Here is a 17488-nt window from a genome sequence, read left to right as displayed (position 1 = left end):
ACTTCGGATAATTTTTACAAGCTTCATCTAGATCATGGATGACCCGATCAGCATCTTCCCAATTGTAAATGGTTGCACCAGACGCCATCGGATGCCCTCCACCTTCATACTTAGCTGCGATATCATTAATGATCGGTCCTTTCGAACGGAGACGAATCCGAATCAATTCATCTTCTTCAACAAAAATGACCCATGCTTTAATCCCTTTTACATCTCCAAAGACTTGAACAAGCTGCCCAGTCTCATCTGGTGAAACTTGGAACGCTTCAAGCAACTCCTTCGTTAATTTCACTGCACAAAGGCCTGAATCATACATTTCAAATTCCTTTAAAATATATCCTTTCAAGCGGAGAATATGCGTCTCTACACTATAGAGATTCTCATATAATTCCAAACGATCGAAATGATACGTCACGAGTTCCGCAGCATATTGAAATGTTTTCTTCGTCGTACTTGGAAAAAGGAATCTGCCCGTATCTCCGACAATCCCTGCATACAGAAGTCGCGCTCCTTCATCATTTAAAACAAGCCCTTCCTCTTTCCCTGCTTCGTATAACGCATAAATCATCTCACTCGTTGAACTTGCTGTTGTATCTACCCACTGAATATCACCATAATGGTCAACATTCGGATGATGATCGATTTTTATTATTTTTTCCCCTTTCACGTACCGCCCGTCATCAACTCGCGGTGTATTCGCTGTGTCACAAACAATAACAAGTGCCCCTTCATATGTCGCATCAAGAACAGTATCCATTTTCACAAGATAGTCGAATTCAGGATCATTTTCCCCGACGATATAAACCTCTTTCTCCGGGAAAGAAGATTGAATGATTTCTTTCAACCCCGCCTGCGAACCTAAAGCATCCGGATCCGGTCGAACATGCCGGTGGATAATTATCGTGTCATTTTGTTTAATTTCTTTAATAATTGCTTGCTTCTCCATACTACAGCTCCAATCTTATTTTAGAAAATAATCATCTTATTAAGCATTCTTCTCTCTTTTAATCGGAACGAACTGGCATTATAAATGAAAACAAGTTAAAATAGACTTGTGATCGCAATGTATGGTTTCATAGAATGCATATATAGGAGAGATTGAATGATTATATTCCCTATCGGTATTGTTATTTCCATTGTCTTATATGTTTATTATAAGGTTGCAATTGTGAAAAGCAAAGATATCTTAACGCAGAAATATTTTAATGGAAGATCCCGCCTCTGTCTCGGTGCGTTCATTCTTCTTTTCGGTATCAACCAATATTTCTTTTACGAAAGTGTACTTTCCATAATCATCGGAATCGTCTTCGCCATCTTGGGCGGTATGCAAATAGTCCGTGGATATAACGAATCGAAACATTACAAGAATGAATATCGCAGACTCCATCCATCTGAATGAAAAGTGCACCCAACAAGTGGGTGCATTTTTCATTCAGGAATTTATATAATTAAGGTGCTATGGTTAACTAAAGTTGCCTGTACTAGCCACGTCCAATCTGCACCTGGCATAGCCCAAATGGCTTACTGCTTGCGTAAGCTTCTTGCGGAATTGTTTTATCGACTGATGAGTTGAGCCATCAAAAGCCCTTTACCAATCAATATACGATCATCATATACCTCGACATCAATCTTCGCATACAATCGGCCGATTTCAAGGATTTTTGGGTGGATACTTAAATCACTATCGATTTGTACCGGTTTGGTAAAGTAAACCGTAATATTCTCAATGGTAAGATCTGCTTTCCGAGTATCCATCAATAGCCGGCTGCTCGCTTCAATAATTAGAGCGGTAAATACACCGTGCCCCAATGTACCGAGATGATTCGTCATCTGTGGAACAACTTTTGAAATAAACACATGGGGATTATCTTCACTAGCGACGATATTACTATTAATAATATCACTGATCGTCTCCCCAACTTGCGGCTGCCGCTGAATCTGCTGCATCGCTTTTAACACATCCTGCCGTGATACAACACCGGTCAACTCCCTTGATTCATCCACTACAGGCAATAGCTCAATTCCTTCCCAGACCATCGTATGGGATGCTGAAGCAAGCGATGTCTTGGGCTGGACAACATGGGGTTTCTTGCTCATCAATTTATTAATCCCCAAGTTCTCGTCTTGTCCAACAATATCTTTAGACGAAACCATACCAACAACTTGCTTTTTGCTATCAATGACAGGGAAACGTGTATGCGTTGACTCTTTATTCAGCTTATACCAATCTTTCACTTTGTCACTCGTTTTAAGATAAAATGTTTCTTCCAAAGGTGTCGCAATATCACCAACAAAAATAATTTCTTTCTTAATGAGCTGGTCATATATTGCTCGGTTGATCATCGATGCTACGGTAAACGTATCATAGCTTGTTGAGATGATTGGTAAATCCGTTTCATCCGCAAGCCTTTTATTTTTCTCGTCTGTATCAAATCCTCCAGTTATTAATACAGCTGCTCCAGCTTTTAGCGCACTATAATGCGCTTCCACTCGGTTCCCGATAATAAGTAAGGAACCTGCGTCGGTATAACGCATCATGTCCTCGAGCTGCATGGCACCGATTATAAACTTACTAAGTGTTTTATGCAGCCCTTCCCTGCCCCCTAAAACTTGTCCATCAATTATATTAACAACCTCTGCAAACGTCAGTCGCTCGAAATTTTCTTTTCTCTTCTTTTCAATACGGATAGTTCCTACCCGCTCAATTGTGCTTACGAGTCCTTGATTTTCCGCTTCTTTAATTGCCCGATATGCGGTTCCATCACTAACATCCAAATCTTTCGCTATTTGACGTACGGAGATTTTCTGGCCAACTTCCAACGATAAAATGTGTTGTAAAATCATTTCGTGCTTTGTAGCCATTGTTAACACCGCCTCATCTGTACTATACCAAAGTTTTAATTCAATTATACAGTTTAAGGCGTAATAACTCAATGTTTGTCACGAACTTTGTTTTCCTCTACAGTCTGTTCCATTACCGGTGGTTGTATCATTTGTAAAAGATTTGCAAAATTAGCTCCAACTACTGCAAGAAAGAACAACAGCCACATCGCCCAATAAGTCATCTCAAGGGTTGATGTCGCTTGTGGGATTTTCGGCCAGGCAAAATAAAGCATGAAACCAGCAAGCAGAAGTCGGAGGATTGGTTGGTTTTTCATGTGTGGCCCCTCCTTTCGTTGCTATTAGTTTATGAGGTTTAAGTATTTAAAAGAACAGAAGCAAGAATTTAGTATATTTTATGAATGCACTTGTTATAGGGATCCATCTACTAGAAAAAGCTGGTATATAGTTGAATAATTTCTTCCCCATAAAAATAAGCAATCAAAGCTCCCACCACAATATAAGGTCCAAAAGGAATCGGTTGTTTTCGCTTTACAATCTTTAAAGCGATCAATAAACTTCCAACGATCGCTCCAATCAGACAGGCTAAAAAGAAAGCGAGCAGCACATTATGTAAGCCTAAAACAATCCCGAGTACCCCAAATAACTTCATATCCCCTGCTCCCATTCCGCCCCTGCTAACTAAAATAATCAATGCTAGGAGTACACTAGCAACAACTGCTCCTGCAATCGGTGACCACCAAGGGTCGAGTGGCACAATAAAGCGCAAAATAATAAACAGCGGAAGAAAAAACAACAAAATTTTATTTTGAATGATCATATAATGGATATCTGAGACGAAGATAATCATCAGCATCGAGACGAGTAACAGTGCGGTTACAAGCTCAGCGTTCCATCCTATCGTTAGGTAACTAAGTACAAACAGAGCACCAGTAAGACTCTCTACAACAGGATAAATTACGGATATCTTTTCATTACAATTTCGGCATTTCCCTCGTTGTAATAGGTAAGATATAATTGGGATTAGTTCATACCACGTCAAGGTTTTCTTACATTTCGGACAGTAAGACCGATCATTAACGAACGTTTCACTTTTTGGTGAGCGAATCCCTACCACATTAAAAAACGACCCGAAAGTCGCACCAAACAGAAAAAATATAATTGATAAGAATAACTCCATTATGTGCACTCCCCTAAATCATAAAAAAAATAAACCTTTATGCCTGTGATTATAGCACCAATCCATAGAAATAGTTAGCTTAATTAGTAAATTTAGCAAAAAACATAAAGTGAAACTTCATTCAGTGGGGGTTTCCTTACCTCCGCCACTGAATGTTAGTTGAACAGAATCAGGGATTTGCGGACTATATATCCCCCACCTTCACATGTTAGGCTTACCTCCTGTTTAGAGGCGGGGGTATTGTAGATCGTTAATGCGTGATAAAAAAAGACTATATAAACGCATGCTGAGCATTTATATAGTCTTTATGTTTACTATTTTTCAGAAGTTTATAGTTCTATAGACTCTCCAACCTTCAAGGCTCGTCCTTCTCCAGTGTTCACCTTGCTTGCCCAAGCGTCCGCGTCTTGTTCAATCACCGGGAACGTATTGTAATGGACTGGCACACTTACTTTTGCATTGATCCAATCCGCTGCAATAAGTGCATCCTCCGGCCCCATCGTAAAGTTATCACCGATTGGAATAAATGCAACTTCAATATCATTCATTTCACCATACATCTTCAAATCGGTAAATAGCGCTGTATCTCCAACATGATAAATTGTTTTCCCGTTTGCGGTGAATAGAATTCCTCCTGGCATTCCGCCATAAATGATAGAACCATCATTGTCAGTGTAAGACGAACCGTGGAATGCTTGCGTAAATTTCACCTTACCGAAGTCAAATTCCCGGGATCCACCGATATGCATAGGATGGGTTTCGATTCCTTTTGTCCCTAAGTATACGGCGAGTTCATTCGGGGCAACGACTAACGCTCCCGTCCGTTTTGCAATTTCAAGCGTGTCCCCTACATGATCGTTATGCGCGTGAGTTAGTAAAATAGCATCTGCTTCTACAGTATTTGGATCTAAGTCACAAGCTTCATTTCCCGTAATAAATGGATCGATTAATAGTGTATGTTTTCCAGTTTCGACTTTAACAACGGAATGACCATGATAAGATACTTTCATTTACTATCTCTCCCTTTTAGAAAAAATTCTATCTATACTAAAATTAAAACATACTGTCTAAAGAATGTTAAGCGATAACAAGTTATCCATAAGAAAAGCACCGCATTAAACGGTGCCTTCTATTCCTTATTCACCTTTTTCGCTGTCGCCCTTACCCATTTTCTGCTTCAGCGCTGCAAGTTCATCATCTACATCATTCGTTACTAAATCCCTGAAATCATCATCCAATGTACGGCTTGCTTGAGAAAGGTCTTCAGACGTTTCTGCTTCCGCTTCGAAACGTAATACTTTCTCTTCCATACGTTCAAAACCTCGACGGGAATCATCACTGCTGATGGATGACATTGTACGGTTCATTTTTGTTCTTGTTTTCGCAGATTCTGCACGGGCTTTCAGGGAATCCTTCTTCAATCGCATTTCATTATATTCCCGCTTCATTTCGTCAAGCTTATCACGTAGAGACTCTACATCTGCTTGGGCTTTTTCCCAAGACTCCGTGAGCGTTGCGAGTGTTCCTTCATGCTCCCGTCTATCCTGAAGTGCACGGCGGGCCAAATCGTCATTCCCCGCTTCTACTGCTTTTTCCGCTTGTTCCTGACGACGGTCCACTAATGCTTGTGTATCATTTACTTTCCGCTTTAGCATCTTTTCGTTCGCAATCTGCTTGGCAACAGCTTGCTCTGCTTCTCTGATATCTTCGCCCATATCACGCAGGAACTGATCGAGCATTTTAACCGGATCCTCTGCCCGGTCAATCATCGCATTCAGTTCTGAACTTACTACCGTCTTCATTCGCTTAAAAAATTGAAACATGTAATCTCCTCCTTGAAATATTGTTAAAATTGAATAGACAAATTGGGTCAACATCCATCTGGAACTGTTTGCTTATTAATACGAGTTTGGAATAAAAAAGGTTTCAAGAAAAATATAAAATGCTAAAAATAATTCAGAGTGCTATACTAGAAAGTACTATATATTACTTGAGGTGATTTACTTGAATACACGCATAGAAGAATTGATAAAAGAACTAAAACGGAATAACTTTGATAGTGCTTTGGTAACTTCTACAGCTAACTTCTATTATTTAAGCAATTATTATACGGATCCCCATGAGCGGGTCATTGCAGTATATGTCAGTGAAACAATTGACCCAATTATCGTTGTTCCTGCCATGGAAGTAGAAGACGCAAAAGCTGCTGGCTGGAACGATACGATCATCGGTTATCATGACCATGAAAACCCTTGGCAGTTATTAAATGATTTCCTCCGCGGCCAGGAAAAATTACCGGCATCGATGGCCATCGAACATAACCATTTCACGTTGGAACGATACAATAATCTAACGTCTTGCTTCCAAAATGTAGAATTCTTCGATTTGGAAAACATACTTGCCGATATTCGGGTTATTAAAAGTAAAAAAGAATATACACTGTTGAAGCAAGCTGCACAATATGCCGATCTCGCCATTAAAACGGGAGTAGAAGCTATTACAGAGGGTGCTACGGAACTGGATATCATCGCTTTGATTGAATATGAAATGAAAAAGCAAGGTATCCAGGAGATGTCATTTACTACGACATGCCTCTCCGGTGCGAAAACCGCTTCCCCTCACGGAACACCTGGCCAAAAGAAAATAACTGCAGGTGACATGGTTTTATTCGACCTCGGCGTTATTTTTGATGGATATTGTTCAGACATTACACGTACGGTTGCCTATAAATCCGTTACACCGGAACAAGAAGAAATTTATCAGACAGTACTCCAAGCAAATGAAAAAGCTATTGAAGCTTCGAAGCTCGGGACGCCAGTAAATAAAGTCGATCAAGTGGCACGTGAATATATTGAATCGAAAGGATACGGTAAATATTTCAATCACCGGGTTGGTCACGGACTCGGAATTGAAGTCCATGAATATCCTTCGATGAGCAGTGATAATACGCTCGCTTTGAGAGAAGGAATGTGCTTCACCATCGAACCAGGAATCTATATTCCAGGTACTGGCGGTGTTCGTATTGAAGATATGATGTTCATGACGAAAAACGGTGCCGAGATATTAACAGCATACCCGAAAAATTTACAGATTATCGATTAAAGAAAAAGCACTGGGGGATCCAGTGCTTTTTCTTTAATTATCTAAAACCTCTTGAACATCTTTATATTCCATACCATGGGCTTTGGCAACAGCTTCGTGCGTGATATAGCCGCCGAGTGTGTTTACTCCCCTACGAAGAGCTTCATTATCCTGCACCGCTTGTTTGTATCCTTTATTGGCAATCTGCAGTACATAGGGCGAAGTCGCGTTCGTAAGACCTACTGTCGCTGTTTGCGGAACAGCTCCTGGCATGTTTGCAACTGTATAATGAACGACTCCATGTTTTACAAAGGTTGGGGCGTCATGTGTCGTGATCCGGTCACTCGTTTCAAAGTTCCCACCTTGATCAATTGCAACGTCAACCATGACCGAACCCGGTGTCATTTCCTTCACCATTTGCTCTGTGACAAGAACCGGAGCTTTTGCACCTGGAATAAGTACGGAGCCAATGACCAGATCTGCTTCTTTCACTGCTTCTTGGATATTATGTGGATTGGAAATTAAGGTCGTAATGGAATTTCCAAAAATATCATCCAGTTGGCGTAATCGATCCGGGTTTAAATCAATAATTGTAACTTTTGCACCTAAGCCAGTCGCAATTTTAGCAGCATTCGTACCCACTACCCCACCACCGATAATTGCAACTTTTCCTCGAGCAACTCCAGGAATCCCGGAAAGGAGAATCCCTTTTCCGCCTTTAATTTTTTCTAAGAATTGCATCCCGACTTGGGTAACCATTCGTCCAGCAACTTCACTCATCGGAGTAAGTAATGGCAAGGAACCATTTGAGAGCTGTACAGTTTCATATGCGAGCGCGGTCACTTTCTTCTCTGTAAGTGCTTTTGTTAATTCAGGTTCATTTGCTAAATGTAAGTAAGTAAATAAAATGAGTCCTTCACGGAAGTATTGAAATTCATTTTCTTGGGGTTCTTTTACCTTGAGCACCATGTCCTGTGTCCAAGCCTCTTCCGCAGTATTAACAATTACTGCTCCTACTTCTTTGTAAGCTTCATCCGTGAAGCTTGAACCTTCTCCTGCACCTTGTTGAATAAATACTTGGTGTCCTGCCTGAATTAAGGAATAGACGCCGGATGGTGCCATAGCGACTCTGTTTTCATTATTAAGTACTTCTTTCGGTATACCGATTCTCATTCCCCGCAACCTCCTGCGTAAGCTTATTCAATACAATTTAATTGTATCAAAAAGATTGTTTTAAAGTATTAACATAATCAAACAGACAGAAAATAATTTGAAAATGACTGCGGCAAAACCTCCTAGAAAAGTAATCCAAACCAAATTCATACATCGCGCCGAGAATATACGGGGCTGGTTAGGGATTTAATCCTTGCTAGAATAGTTATATCACAGTCATTTTCGTTTAGTTTTAAATTAATTTATCCATGCTTATCTGCTTTTATTATTGAAATGGTGTATTCCCCGATTGTTTTCAAGCTGGTCTTCGATGACACCACTTTGGTAACTTTCATTCAACTGGTTCTTGACCGTTTCGATACCTTTTGGATCGGTGTACAGCTTCGGATGTTTATTTTTTTTATCCAAAAAGATCACCTCCTTACTGCTAGCTTGCCCAAAAGAATGTTACAATGTTGTAATTTTTATTGGCAATTATTGATTGTTTCGTTACGAGAAAGGGTATATAATTAAAGTAGAGAGGAGAGATAACTATGAAATATCAAAATATTGTAATCGCTGTAGATGGTTCTGAAGCTGCTGAGAAAGCATTCAAGAAAGCAATCAAAATCGCTAAAAACAATGATGCACGCCTTGTTATCGCACACGTTATCGATTCCCGCACTTTTGCAACAGCTGAGGCATATGACCGTACACTTTCTGAGCGTGCTGAGGAATATGCGAAGGAATTATTGGATAATTACATTGAAACAGCGAGAAATGAAGGGCTTACTGATTTAGTAAGATGTATCGAATACGGCTCTCCAAAAGTAAAAGTCCCGCGTGATATTGCAGAGAATTTCAAAGCAGATTTAATCATCTGCGGCGCTACAGGAATGAACGCGGTCGAACGTTTCCTCATCGGTAGCGTTTCAGAAAGCATCACAAGACATGCAAAATGTGACGTATTAGTGATTAGGTAATTTAAAAAAACAAAAGAAACAAAAACAGTATTTTCATTCTATAATTTCTTAGACGTAAAAAATAGGACGAAAGGATTTTTACATCCTCTCGTCCCTTTTTTTTAGTTACTGCTTAATCTGATTGTATCGCGGGCAATCATTACTTCTTCGTTCGTCGGTATTACGATTACTTTTACCGGGGAATGCGGGTAGTTGATGAACTGTTCTTTACCACGCACATCATTCCGCTTTGGATCCCAGTAAACACCCATGAATTCAAGTCCTGTTAAGATCTTCTCTCTGATTGTATCACTGTTTTCCCCGACTCCTGCTGTAAAGATGATCGCGTCGACACCAGACATTTTCGCAGCATATGAACCAAGATATTTGTGGATACGTTCCGCAAAAACGGTAAGCGCAAGTGCTGCTCGTTCATTTGTCTCTGACTGCTCCTCAATATCACGTAAGTCACTGGAGAAGCCGGATAATGCTAGCATTCCACTTTCTTTATTTAAAACATTAATCACTTCATCCGCTGATTTCCCGGTTTTTTCCATAATATATGGGATCAATGCAGGATCAATATCTCCTGAGCGGGTTCCCATTGTCACACCTGCCAGTGGCGTGAATCCCATTGATGTATCAATCGACTCTCCACCTTGGATTGCAGTAACACTCGCTCCATTACCGATATGGCAAGAGATTAACCGCAAGCTTTCAAGTGGTGCACCGATTAATTCTGCTGCCCGTTCAGAAACATATTTATGGGATGTGCCATGGAATCCATATTTACGGATGCCGTAATCTGTATAATAATTCTCCGGCAAGCTATATAAATAAGATGATTTCGGCATTGTTTGATGGAAGGCCGTATCAAATACAGCAACCATCGGCACATTTGGTAAGATTTCCTTAAATGCACGGATCCCGGTTAAATTCGCCGGGTTATGCAGTGGTGCAAGTTCAGATACCTTTTCAATTGTTTCAATCACTTCATCTGTAATAAGTACAGAATCACTAAAGTATTCTCCGCCATGCACAACACGGTGTCCGACCGCATCGATTTCTTCGTATGATTGGATAACTCCTTTTTTGATGAGCGCTTCTAAAAGCATTTTAACTGCAACTTCGTGATTTGCAATATCTTGAACCGTTTTGTCTTTTTTTCCATTGGCTTCTATTTGGAAAATAGAATCAGGCAAGCCGATTCTTTCGACAACTCCTATTGCAGATACTTTTTCTTCAGGCATCTCAATCAATTGAAATTTAAGAGATGAGCTTCCAGCGTTAATAGCCAATACGTTTTTCATACCATCACTCCACCATATAAAGTTTAATTTTTATAAGTTTGAAACCAACGATTTATTTGTCCAAGTATGTCTGCCATGGCATTATGACTGGTTAACGACGGCAGCTGTACTAATAACGGCTGCTTCGGACTATTAGTCTTTACCCCTTTTTTCTGAAGAACTAAAATGCTTTTTACATTCCGTGATGATTTGAAACTTGATTCCGGTAAACGGAGAAAACCGACAATATGTGCATGCTCTTTCAAATAGCGGTTCAATTGTTCGGATTGATCACTCTCAAATATGAAATCAGGCACAACAAAAATAAGATATCCAGCTTCTTTCGTATATTTCATACTTTGCTCAATGAATAAATGATGAGCATAGGAATGCCCTTCTTCCGCTTTTAACTCATAATCTCCTGCCCGGATATCATCTGGATAAAATCCAACCGGGAGATCAGCAACGATCAAATCAACTGGATCGAGGATTAATGGTGCGAGGCTGTCCTGATGGAAAAATTCAACTTCCTGCTGGAGAAGATTTGCGCTGCCCACTGCAAGCTGAATAAGCGTCGGATCCACTTCACTAGCATAAACTTTCAACTCTTGCTCTAATTGTTCCATGACGGTAAGGAGCATATTCCCTATACCACTTGCCGGATCAAAGAGACGAATTTTCTCTTTGTTCTTCATCAATTGACTTGCCAAATAAGCGACAATCATACCGATGGATTCTGGGGTCATCACATGTTGCTCCTGAACCGATCCTTTCATTCCGTTCAAGATTGTAAGCTGGATTGCTTTTTTCAAATCTTGCTTGGAATGATTGATATGCTTGAATTCATCTATTTTCTTGTCCAACTTTTTACGTAAAATATCATCAAAATCTTCATGCGGCGTTTCATAAAAAATAGTATCCATTGTTTCAGTGAGACTATTCAAATACGGCTCATCCACATGAGCTTGAATGATTTCGGTTGTCTCGCCGAACCATTCAAAGAGTTTCTCTACGGCTGACTTTTCCATTCCCTTCCTCCATACATGTATAGTATATATTTCACACGAAAAATCTCTCTCGGGCTCCCGCCAGAGAGAGATATCGATTAATTCGCTTGTTTCACAGCTTCTAAAGCAGCGTCATAGTCAGGATGGTTTGAAACTTCATCAACATATTCTACATAGGTCACTTTGTCGTTTGAATTGACAACAAAGATTGATCTTGCTAGTAAACGCAGTTCTTTAATCAAGACACCGTACTTCTCACCGAAGTCAGCATCTCGATGATCAGATAATGTGTCCAAGTTCTTAACACCTTCAGCAGCGCACCAGCGTGTTTGAGCGAAAGGTAAGTCCATGCTAATCGTTAACACATGTACATTATCAAGCTTAGACGCTTCTTCATTAAATCGTTTCGTCTGATCGGAGCATACTCCTGTATCAATGGAAGGCACTACACTTATCAATTTGATTTTCCCTTTATAATCATCTAAGGAAACTTCTTTCAAATCATTAGCTAGAACTGTAAAGTCTGGTGCCTCGTCCCCAACTTTCACTTCTGTTCCTAATAAAGTTACTGGATCATTATGGAATGTAATTTGCTTCACTATTATCCTTCCTCCCAATTTAGTTCTCTTGTCTCTATTATGAATAATCCTCGTTCGCTTGTCCAATCTTTCACTTGGGAAAAAGCGATAAAGATTGTCGTTACCGTTTTCATTCCTTTCCATGGTGCAACCGTCCGTTAACCTCCCGCTCCCAAATAGTTTCAAATACAATTAGGCTGGAGATAACGGACGCTAGCACCCTGATCATTCAACCCCAGGATAGCAAAAGAAACCCACGGAATGGATTTTCGTTTTATATGTCAAAATTTAGCGGATTGGTCTTTTTCACTTTTTCCTTTTTATCTTTTTTAGATCCCTTATCTTTCATGATTTTTTCTACCTTGTCGATGACTTGCGGTGTCATTTCGAGGAACTTTTCATAAAGCTGTGTATGTTGATCGAGACGCACCATTTTTATCTCATCATTCTTCACAACAAGAAAGGCGATCGGAGTTAGGGAAACTCCTCCACCACTTCCGCCACCAAACGGTAGTGTTGCATCCCCTTCTGTCGACTGGGGACTAAATTCACTTCCTCCAGCCGCAAAGCCAAATCCTACTTTCGATACAGGGATAATTGTACTCCCGTCAGGTGTTTCAATTGAATCTCCGATGATTGTATTTGTTTCCACTAAAGATTGCAGGCTTTCCATTGCCGTCGTCATTAAACCCTGAATTGGATGTTCTTCCATAACAAGTCCCTCCAAATTATTTACTTTTGATTATTGATCACCCGATAAATTTTTAAAAAGGTGTGTAAGCGCAATCGGAAAATACAGTCGAGTCGTGAATATAACCCTTCTCCTTGATAATTGGTTTGTACGGAAACGATTGGCTCGGAATTGAGCTTGCAATACCGCTCCAACACTTTTACCACAAGTTCCTGTCCTACCCAAAGCCATCCGGCAACCATCCCGGTAATATGAGCTTCCCCAGTACCTATCCCCGTCTCCCAGTCAATTTTTTTCACCTCTATCTTTTTTATAAATGGAAAGATTCGTTTCCAATCGACTATTTCTAACGAATGGACCTTAGCCGATTCTGTAGTGTCATTTAGATCTAGACGAGGCAGGTCAATCGTTCGCTGCCAGATGCGGATGTTCATGACAGACAGAAATAGATCGAGTTTGTGAACAACTGCCAACTCGAATCGATAGGAAAATGCAATATTTACTTTTGAACATGTGATAAAGAGTAAAAAAAGGGTAAATAGCAACAATAGCAAGGAGAATAGTATAATCCAGAACATAAGGATGCTTCCTTTTTCATTTCCAGTGATTACTCTTTAGCTTGTTCGATTATTATTTTTTTAATCATCATTCGGAATATAATTGGATTATACGATTGCCGGATGATATTATAAAATTATGAAGATAGAACGGGAGGCGCATACATTGGTGCAACGAAATCAATTATATTTCTTCTATTTAAAAGATGACGAAACAGATGCAAAAGTAGATGCGTTAGGAAAGATTGCCAGGGATAATGGCTTTGAGATTGCAGGTCATCCGAATAACGCAAGTATTATTGTAAGCGTCGGTGGTGATGGCGCTTTTCTCCAAGCTGTAAGAAAAAGCGGTTTCCGCCAGGATGCTATCTATGTCGGAATTACGCGGACCGGGGAATCTGGCCTATATTGTGATTTTGACCTCGATAATTTCGATGAAATGCTACATAGTTTGATGCATGAAGAATTGGAAGTTCGCAGATTTCCAGTAATTAAAGCACGAATCAATGATGGAACGGAGTATCATTGTTTGAACGAAGTAAGTATCCGTTCCACAATTGTTAAAACGATTGTCATTGATGTTTTGATTGATGATGTATATTTTGAGACATTCCGTGGAGATGGACTAGTCGTCTCAACGCCTACCGGAAGTACGGGATATAATAAATCTGCCTATGGTGCAGTTATTGATCCACTCATTTCAAGTTATCAAGTCTCAGAAGTTGCTTCGTTAAATAATAATCAATATCGTACACTAGGCTCTTCCTTTGTTCTAAGTAAAGACCGGAAGCTAACCCTAAATGTTCAGCCGACCGGCAATGACCATCCGATTATTAGTCTAGATAATGAAGCGCATCCAATAACAAAAATTTCTTCACTCGAAGTTGATATGGACGAGACGGTCATCAAAACGGTGAAGTTAAAAAATAATTCCTTCTGGGACCGGGTAAGACGGACATTCTTGTAATCTTATCCTTAATAAAAACAGGACGCATGCAAGAAATTGCGTCCTGTTTTTGCCTTTTTACAGGCCTTGTTTTTCACGTAACTATATAATTATTGACCGCCAAATTGCTGTTGTGCTATTGTTACGAGACGTTTTGTAATTTCGCCTCCAACTGAACCGTTAGCACGGGAAGTCGTGTCTGCACCAAGTGAAACACCAAACTCCTGAGCAATTTCAAATTTCATTTGATCTAATGCTTGTTGTGCACCAGGGACTACTAATTGATTTGAATTATTGTTAGCCATGTTAGCTCACCTCCTCGGTAACTATAGATTGTGTTACTTGGAGAATTATCATACACAACTAAAATTAACAGTTCCTGGTAAATGCCCTAGTTCTTCCCTTCGAACAGTCGGAAGCCGCACTTACGCTAAAATGATAGCAATGTTCGGTTTCTCTTAAATTTTTACAGAGGTATACCTAGCTATTTCATGCTTTCAAAATTGCATTATAATAAATCTTCAAACTCTGTATCTTCACTTTTAGCAGTAATATAGATCGTTTCAATACCTGCGATTGCTTCTTCAATGGACGGCCCGAAATCATGGCGCGCTTCCAGTGCATTAATTTTATCACGGCGAGGTCTCGTCTTTGGTGATTTCGGTACAAAAATTGTACAGCAATCTTCATACGGAAGAATTGAAATCTCATAGGTATCAATCTCTTTTGATATGTCCACGACTTCTGCCTTATCCATCGCAATCAATGGACGGATAACTGGATAATTGGTTACTTCATTAATTGCATGCATGCTCTCCATTGTTTGACTCGCAACTTGTCCAAGATTCTCCCCTGTCGTAAGGGATAGAATGTTTTCTTGTTCACAAACTGCCTCAGCTATTCGGAACATCATCCGGCGCATGATCGTCATCGCATAGCTATCCGGCATTTCACGGAAAATTTCCTGTTGTAATTTTGTAAATGGTACGATATGGATCTTGATCGACTTCCCGTAACCAACTAACTTCTTCGTAAGGTCAAGCACTTTTTGTCTTGCTCGTTCACTCGTATAAGGAGGAGAATGGAAATGGATGGCTTCAAGTTGAACCCCCCGCTTCATGGCGAGATATCCTGCAACCGGACTATCTATCCCCCCTGAGAGGAGCAGTAGCGATTTCCCTGCAGTTCCTACAGGCAATCCACCGGCTCCGGAAATATTTTCCGATGTAATGTATGTCGCTTCCTGACGTATTTCAACCTTTATCTGCACATCCGGTTCGTGAACATCAACGGTATAACCTTCTGTATTCACTAACAGATGTCCGCCTACGATCTGATTCATTTCTAAAGAACCATGCGGGAAACTTTTATCAACTCGTTTTGCTGCTACTTTAAATGTACGAGCGTCCGCTTTCTTCAATGCTTCAAGCGCCGCTTCTTTAATCTGCTCCACATCATTCTCCACTTTAAGAGCAAGCGATAAGCTGTGAATTCCAAATACTTTTCTGCAAATCTCAATAATCGGTTCCGGCTCATGGCCATTTAGGAGGACAAACATTCTACCTTGTGTTCGTTTTACTTTTACATTAGGGAAATCTTTCAGTTTGACTTGAAGGTTTTCCTGAAGTGCTTGGATAAAGCTCCGAATGTTCTTTCCTTTTAATGCCATTTCTCCGTAACGTATTAATATATGATCATATTGCATTGTAATCTACCTCAAAACTTCCTTAAATTGATGTATTGCTTCTTTTAGAGAAGCAACAAAACGTTCCATTTCTTCTTCGGTATTGTTATAGGACAAGCTGATCCGTAATCCAGAGATTGTGATCTCCCTCGGTAACCCGCAAGCAGCAAGAACTTTACTCTCATCTTTCTCTTTAGAGGAACAAGCTGATTTTGTAGAGATATAAATCTCCTTTTCACCAAGCATATGAATAATCACTTCCGGTTTAATCCGCGGTACGGACACGTTAAGAATATGTGGTGCTCCGTTATGAGGGCTATTGATCTGGACACCCTCTATACTTTCTAGCTCATTCCATAAATAGTCATGCATCGCTTGTAGGTGGTTCGTTTGATTTTGCTGCTTTTCCTTTATCAAGCGTAATGCTCGAACCATCGATACACCCCCCGCGACGTTCTCCGTTCCGGAGCGAAGGCCGTTCTCTTGTCCTCCTCCATGGAAAAGCGGGAAAAGCGAGACTTGCTTCCTTACATACAGGATTCCCGTCCCTTTTAGACCGTGGATTTTATGCCCGGAAAAACTGCAAAGGTCAATTTGGGCTTTCTGAATATCGAGCGGAACTTTCCCAAGGCTTTGAACCGCATCAACATGGAAATATAATTTAGGATAATTGCTTAATAACTTTCCTATTTGCTCAATCGGTTGGATGGTACCGAGTTCATTGTTCACATGCATAATACTTACAAGAATCGTATCCTCTCGAATCGCTTTTTTCACATCTTTTACGTCGACTAGCCCTTCCTCATCCACTGGGAGAACCGTTACTTCAAAACCTAGGGTTTCAAGACTTTGACACGCCTCGTCAACAGATGGATGTTCGACCGCTGTAGTGATAATATGTTTTCCGCGATTTTGATGTTCTAAAGCAATGCCTTTAATCGCAATATTATTCCCTTCCGTCCCACCTGATGTGAAAATAATTTCATTTGCATCAACTTGCAGGATTGATGCTGCTTGCTGTTTTGCTGTCTGTAGAAGTTTTTCTGTTGCACCTCCGAGTTGATGGATTGATGATGGATTTGCAAAAAATTTCTCTGATGCTTTCTGGTAGCTTTCGACAACGGAGGGATCCGGGATTGTTGTCGCGCTATTATCCAAATAAATCATCAAAAACTCCTCCCTTCCTTATTATTTATTCTATATTGATTTAGATTTACGCCAAATAATTCCTTAAGAATCTTACTGCATCCAGTCTTAAAAAACAAGCCCTTTGCTTGATCATTCAAAAGAGCCCTCTCGGATCCGCAATTGGAATATACCGTTACGACTTTTAGAAAACCCACAGTCCATAACGCTTATAGCAATTAATCACTTTCATTCAGCGTAAGTGTGTCCAACTTTCATCTGGAGGTTCGCAGTCCAGACACCTCTCGCTTTCCGCAGGCGGCTGGTGAGCCTCCTCGTACGCTTTGCGTACTGCGGGGTCTCACCTATGCCTTTCCTCCTGCAGGAGTCTCGAG

Annotated in this window: 20 protein-coding genes; 4 read left to right on the top strand and 16 right to left on the bottom strand. The window is 40.3% G+C overall.

Annotation, left to right across the window (positions count from 1 at the left end; all coding sequences use genetic code 11):
* On the bottom strand, positions 1 to 946 hold a 946-nt coding region (locus SPD53_RS17755; protein WP_336253356.1), incomplete at its 3' end, for a DHH family phosphoesterase.
* A gap of 156 nt (positions 947 to 1102) precedes the next feature.
* Here SPD53_RS17755 and SPD53_RS17750 point away from each other — a divergent pair.
* Entirely contained in the window at positions 1103 to 1399 is a 297-nt protein-coding gene (locus tag SPD53_RS17750) for a YtpI family protein (protein WP_156857706.1), read from the top strand.
* A gap of 155 nt (positions 1400 to 1554) precedes the next feature.
* Here the strand turns inward: SPD53_RS17750 and SPD53_RS17745 are convergent, their stop codons facing one another.
* The 5 genes from SPD53_RS17745 to SPD53_RS17725 form a co-directional block, all read right to left on the bottom strand.
* A complete protein-coding gene (locus SPD53_RS17745; RefSeq protein ID WP_156857707.1) occupies positions 1555 to 2862 on the bottom strand; it encodes a DRTGG domain-containing protein in 1308 nt (435 codons plus the stop codon).
* Positions 2863 to 2930: 68 nt separating this feature from the next.
* Positions 2931 to 3158 (bottom strand): hypothetical protein, encoded by a 228-nt coding sequence (locus SPD53_RS17740; RefSeq protein WP_156857708.1) that lies wholly within the window; start codon positions 3156 to 3158, stop codon positions 2931 to 2933.
* A gap of 110 nt (positions 3159 to 3268) precedes the next feature.
* The gene (locus SPD53_RS17735) at positions 3269 to 4021 is read right to left on the bottom strand and encodes a prepilin peptidase (RefSeq protein WP_156857709.1); all 753 of its coding nucleotides are present in this window, start codon (positions 4019 to 4021) and stop codon (positions 3269 to 3271) included.
* Between the two features lie 329 nt (positions 4022 to 4350).
* A complete protein-coding gene (locus tag SPD53_RS17730) occupies positions 4351 to 5031 on the bottom strand; it encodes a metal-dependent hydrolase (protein WP_156857710.1) in 681 nt (226 codons plus the stop codon).
* A gap of 126 nt (positions 5032 to 5157) precedes the next feature.
* Entirely contained in the window at positions 5158 to 5844 is a 687-nt protein-coding gene (locus SPD53_RS17725; protein WP_336253355.1) for a PspA/IM30 family protein, read from the bottom strand.
* A gap of 181 nt (positions 5845 to 6025) precedes the next feature.
* Between SPD53_RS17725 and SPD53_RS17720 the strand changes: the two genes are divergently transcribed.
* Positions 6026 to 7123 (top strand): M24 family metallopeptidase, encoded by a 1098-nt coding sequence (locus tag SPD53_RS17720; RefSeq protein WP_336253354.1) that lies wholly within the window; start codon positions 6026 to 6028, stop codon positions 7121 to 7123.
* Positions 7124 to 7156: 33 nt separating this feature from the next.
* On the opposite strand, the gene ald is transcribed toward SPD53_RS17720, so the two are convergent.
* Together ald and SPD53_RS17710 are read right to left on the bottom strand one after the other, a co-directional pair.
* Entirely contained in the window at positions 7157 to 8275 is a 1119-nt protein-coding gene (gene ald / locus SPD53_RS17715) for an alanine dehydrogenase (protein WP_156857713.1), read from the bottom strand.
* A gap of 252 nt (positions 8276 to 8527) precedes the next feature.
* A complete protein-coding gene (locus SPD53_RS17710) occupies positions 8528 to 8683 on the bottom strand; it encodes a hypothetical protein (protein ID WP_198042699.1) in 156 nt (51 codons plus the stop codon).
* Between the two features lie 125 nt (positions 8684 to 8808).
* Between SPD53_RS17710 and SPD53_RS17705 the strand changes: the two genes are divergently transcribed.
* Positions 8809 to 9237: a universal stress protein gene (locus tag SPD53_RS17705; RefSeq protein ID WP_188855572.1), complete on the top strand. Its 429-nt coding sequence runs from the start codon at positions 8809 to 8811 to the stop codon at positions 9235 to 9237.
* A gap of 101 nt (positions 9238 to 9338) precedes the next feature.
* Here the strand turns inward: SPD53_RS17705 and SPD53_RS17700 are convergent, their stop codons facing one another.
* The 5 genes from SPD53_RS17700 to SPD53_RS17680 form a co-directional block, all read right to left on the bottom strand.
* Positions 9339 to 10526 carry an acetate kinase gene (locus SPD53_RS17700; protein ID WP_336253353.1) on the bottom strand — a complete coding sequence of 396 codons (1188 nt, stop codon included), beginning with the start codon at positions 10524 to 10526 and terminating at the stop codon, positions 9339 to 9341.
* A gap of 23 nt (positions 10527 to 10549) precedes the next feature.
* Positions 10550 to 11533, bottom strand: coding sequence for a class I SAM-dependent methyltransferase (locus SPD53_RS17695; protein ID WP_336253352.1), 984 nt, complete (start codon positions 11531 to 11533; stop codon positions 10550 to 10552).
* Positions 11534 to 11610: 77 nt separating this feature from the next.
* The gene (gene tpx / locus SPD53_RS17690; RefSeq protein WP_336253351.1) at positions 11611 to 12111 is read right to left on the bottom strand and encodes a thiol peroxidase; all 501 of its coding nucleotides are present in this window, start codon (positions 12109 to 12111) and stop codon (positions 11611 to 11613) included.
* 253 nt (positions 12112 to 12364) lie between these two features.
* Positions 12365 to 12802, bottom strand: a complete 438-nt coding sequence (gene ytfJ / locus SPD53_RS17685; RefSeq protein WP_156857718.1) for a GerW family sporulation protein — start codon at positions 12800 to 12802, stop codon at positions 12365 to 12367.
* Between the two features lie 20 nt (positions 12803 to 12822).
* Positions 12823 to 13359 (bottom strand): DUF2953 domain-containing protein, encoded by a 537-nt coding sequence (locus tag SPD53_RS17680; RefSeq protein ID WP_336253350.1) that lies wholly within the window; start codon positions 13357 to 13359, stop codon positions 12823 to 12825.
* 145 nt (positions 13360 to 13504) lie between these two features.
* Here SPD53_RS17680 and SPD53_RS17675 point away from each other — a divergent pair, with 145 nt between their 5' ends.
* Positions 13505 to 14305, top strand: coding sequence for an NAD kinase (locus SPD53_RS17675; protein WP_336253349.1), 801 nt, complete (start codon positions 13505 to 13507; stop codon positions 14303 to 14305).
* Positions 14306 to 14394: 89 nt separating this feature from the next.
* On the opposite strand, the gene SPD53_RS17670 is transcribed toward SPD53_RS17675, so the two are convergent.
* The 3 genes from SPD53_RS17670 to SPD53_RS17660 all read right to left on the bottom strand — a co-directional run bounded on the left by SPD53_RS17670 (position 14395) and on the right by SPD53_RS17660 (position 17135).
* On the bottom strand, positions 14395 to 14589 hold the full coding sequence (locus tag SPD53_RS17670) for an alpha/beta-type small acid-soluble spore protein (RefSeq protein ID WP_156857721.1): 195 nt from the start codon (positions 14587 to 14589) through the stop codon (positions 14395 to 14397).
* Positions 14590 to 14792: 203 nt separating this feature from the next.
* Entirely contained in the window at positions 14793 to 15989 is a 1197-nt protein-coding gene (gene thiI, locus SPD53_RS17665) for a tRNA uracil 4-sulfurtransferase ThiI (protein WP_336253348.1), read from the bottom strand.
* 6 nt (positions 15990 to 15995) lie between these two features.
* A complete protein-coding gene (locus SPD53_RS17660; protein WP_336253347.1) occupies positions 15996 to 17135 on the bottom strand; it encodes a cysteine desulfurase family protein in 1140 nt (379 codons plus the stop codon).
* Positions 17136 to 17488 lie beyond the last annotated feature (353 nt).

The sequence above is a fragment of the Oceanobacillus sp. MO10714A genome (assembly GCF_037072045.1).
Taxonomy (GTDB): Bacteria; Bacillota; Bacilli; order Bacillales; family Amphibacillaceae; genus Oceanobacillus; species Oceanobacillus indicireducens.
Note: the sequence above shows the minus strand (reverse complement) of the source record. Positions and strands in the feature narration are given on the sequence as shown.

Excerpts from the sequence above, each read along its gene's own strand:
- SPD53_RS17750 (WP_156857706.1), top strand. The coding sequence starts at position 1,103 with ATGATTATATTCCCTATCGGTATTGTTATTTCCATTGTCTTATATGTT.
- SPD53_RS17745 (WP_156857707.1), bottom strand. The coding sequence starts at position 2,862 with ATGGCTACAAAGCACGAAATGATTTTACAACACATTTTATCGTTGGAA.
- SPD53_RS17740 (WP_156857708.1), bottom strand. The coding sequence starts at position 3,158 with ATGAAAAACCAACCAATCCTCCGACTTCTGCTTGCTGGTTTCATGCTT.
- SPD53_RS17735 (WP_156857709.1), bottom strand. The coding sequence starts at position 4,021 with ATGGAGTTATTCTTATCAATTATATTTTTTCTGTTTGGTGCGACTTTC.
- SPD53_RS17730 (WP_156857710.1), bottom strand. The coding sequence starts at position 5,031 with ATGAAAGTATCTTATCATGGTCATTCCGTTGTTAAAGTCGAAACTGGA.
- SPD53_RS17725 (WP_336253355.1), bottom strand. The coding sequence starts at position 5,844 with ATGTTTCAATTTTTTAAGCGAATGAAGACGGTAGTAAGTTCAGAACTG.
- ald (WP_156857713.1), bottom strand. The coding sequence starts at position 8,275 with ATGAGAATCGGTATACCGAAAGAAGTACTTAATAATGAAAACAGAGTC.
- SPD53_RS17705 (WP_188855572.1), top strand. The coding sequence starts at position 8,809 with ATGAAATATCAAAATATTGTAATCGCTGTAGATGGTTCTGAAGCTGCT.
- SPD53_RS17700 (WP_336253353.1), bottom strand. The coding sequence starts at position 10,526 with ATGAAAAACGTATTGGCTATTAACGCTGGAAGCTCATCTCTTAAATTT.
- SPD53_RS17695 (WP_336253352.1), bottom strand. The coding sequence starts at position 11,533 with ATGGAAAAGTCAGCCGTAGAGAAACTCTTTGAATGGTTCGGCGAGACA.
- ytfJ (WP_156857718.1), bottom strand. The coding sequence starts at position 12,802 with ATGGAAGAACATCCAATTCAGGGTTTAATGACGACGGCAATGGAAAGC.
- SPD53_RS17680 (WP_336253350.1), bottom strand. The coding sequence starts at position 13,359 with ATGTTCTGGATTATACTATTCTCCTTGCTATTGTTGCTATTTACCCTT.
- SPD53_RS17670 (WP_156857721.1), bottom strand. The coding sequence starts at position 14,589 with ATGGCTAACAATAATTCAAATCAATTAGTAGTCCCTGGTGCACAACAA.
- thiI (WP_336253348.1), bottom strand. The coding sequence starts at position 15,989 with ATGCAATATGATCATATATTAATACGTTACGGAGAAATGGCATTAAAA.
- SPD53_RS17660 (WP_336253347.1), bottom strand. The coding sequence starts at position 17,135 with ATGATTTATTTGGATAATAGCGCGACAACAATCCCGGATCCCTCCGTT.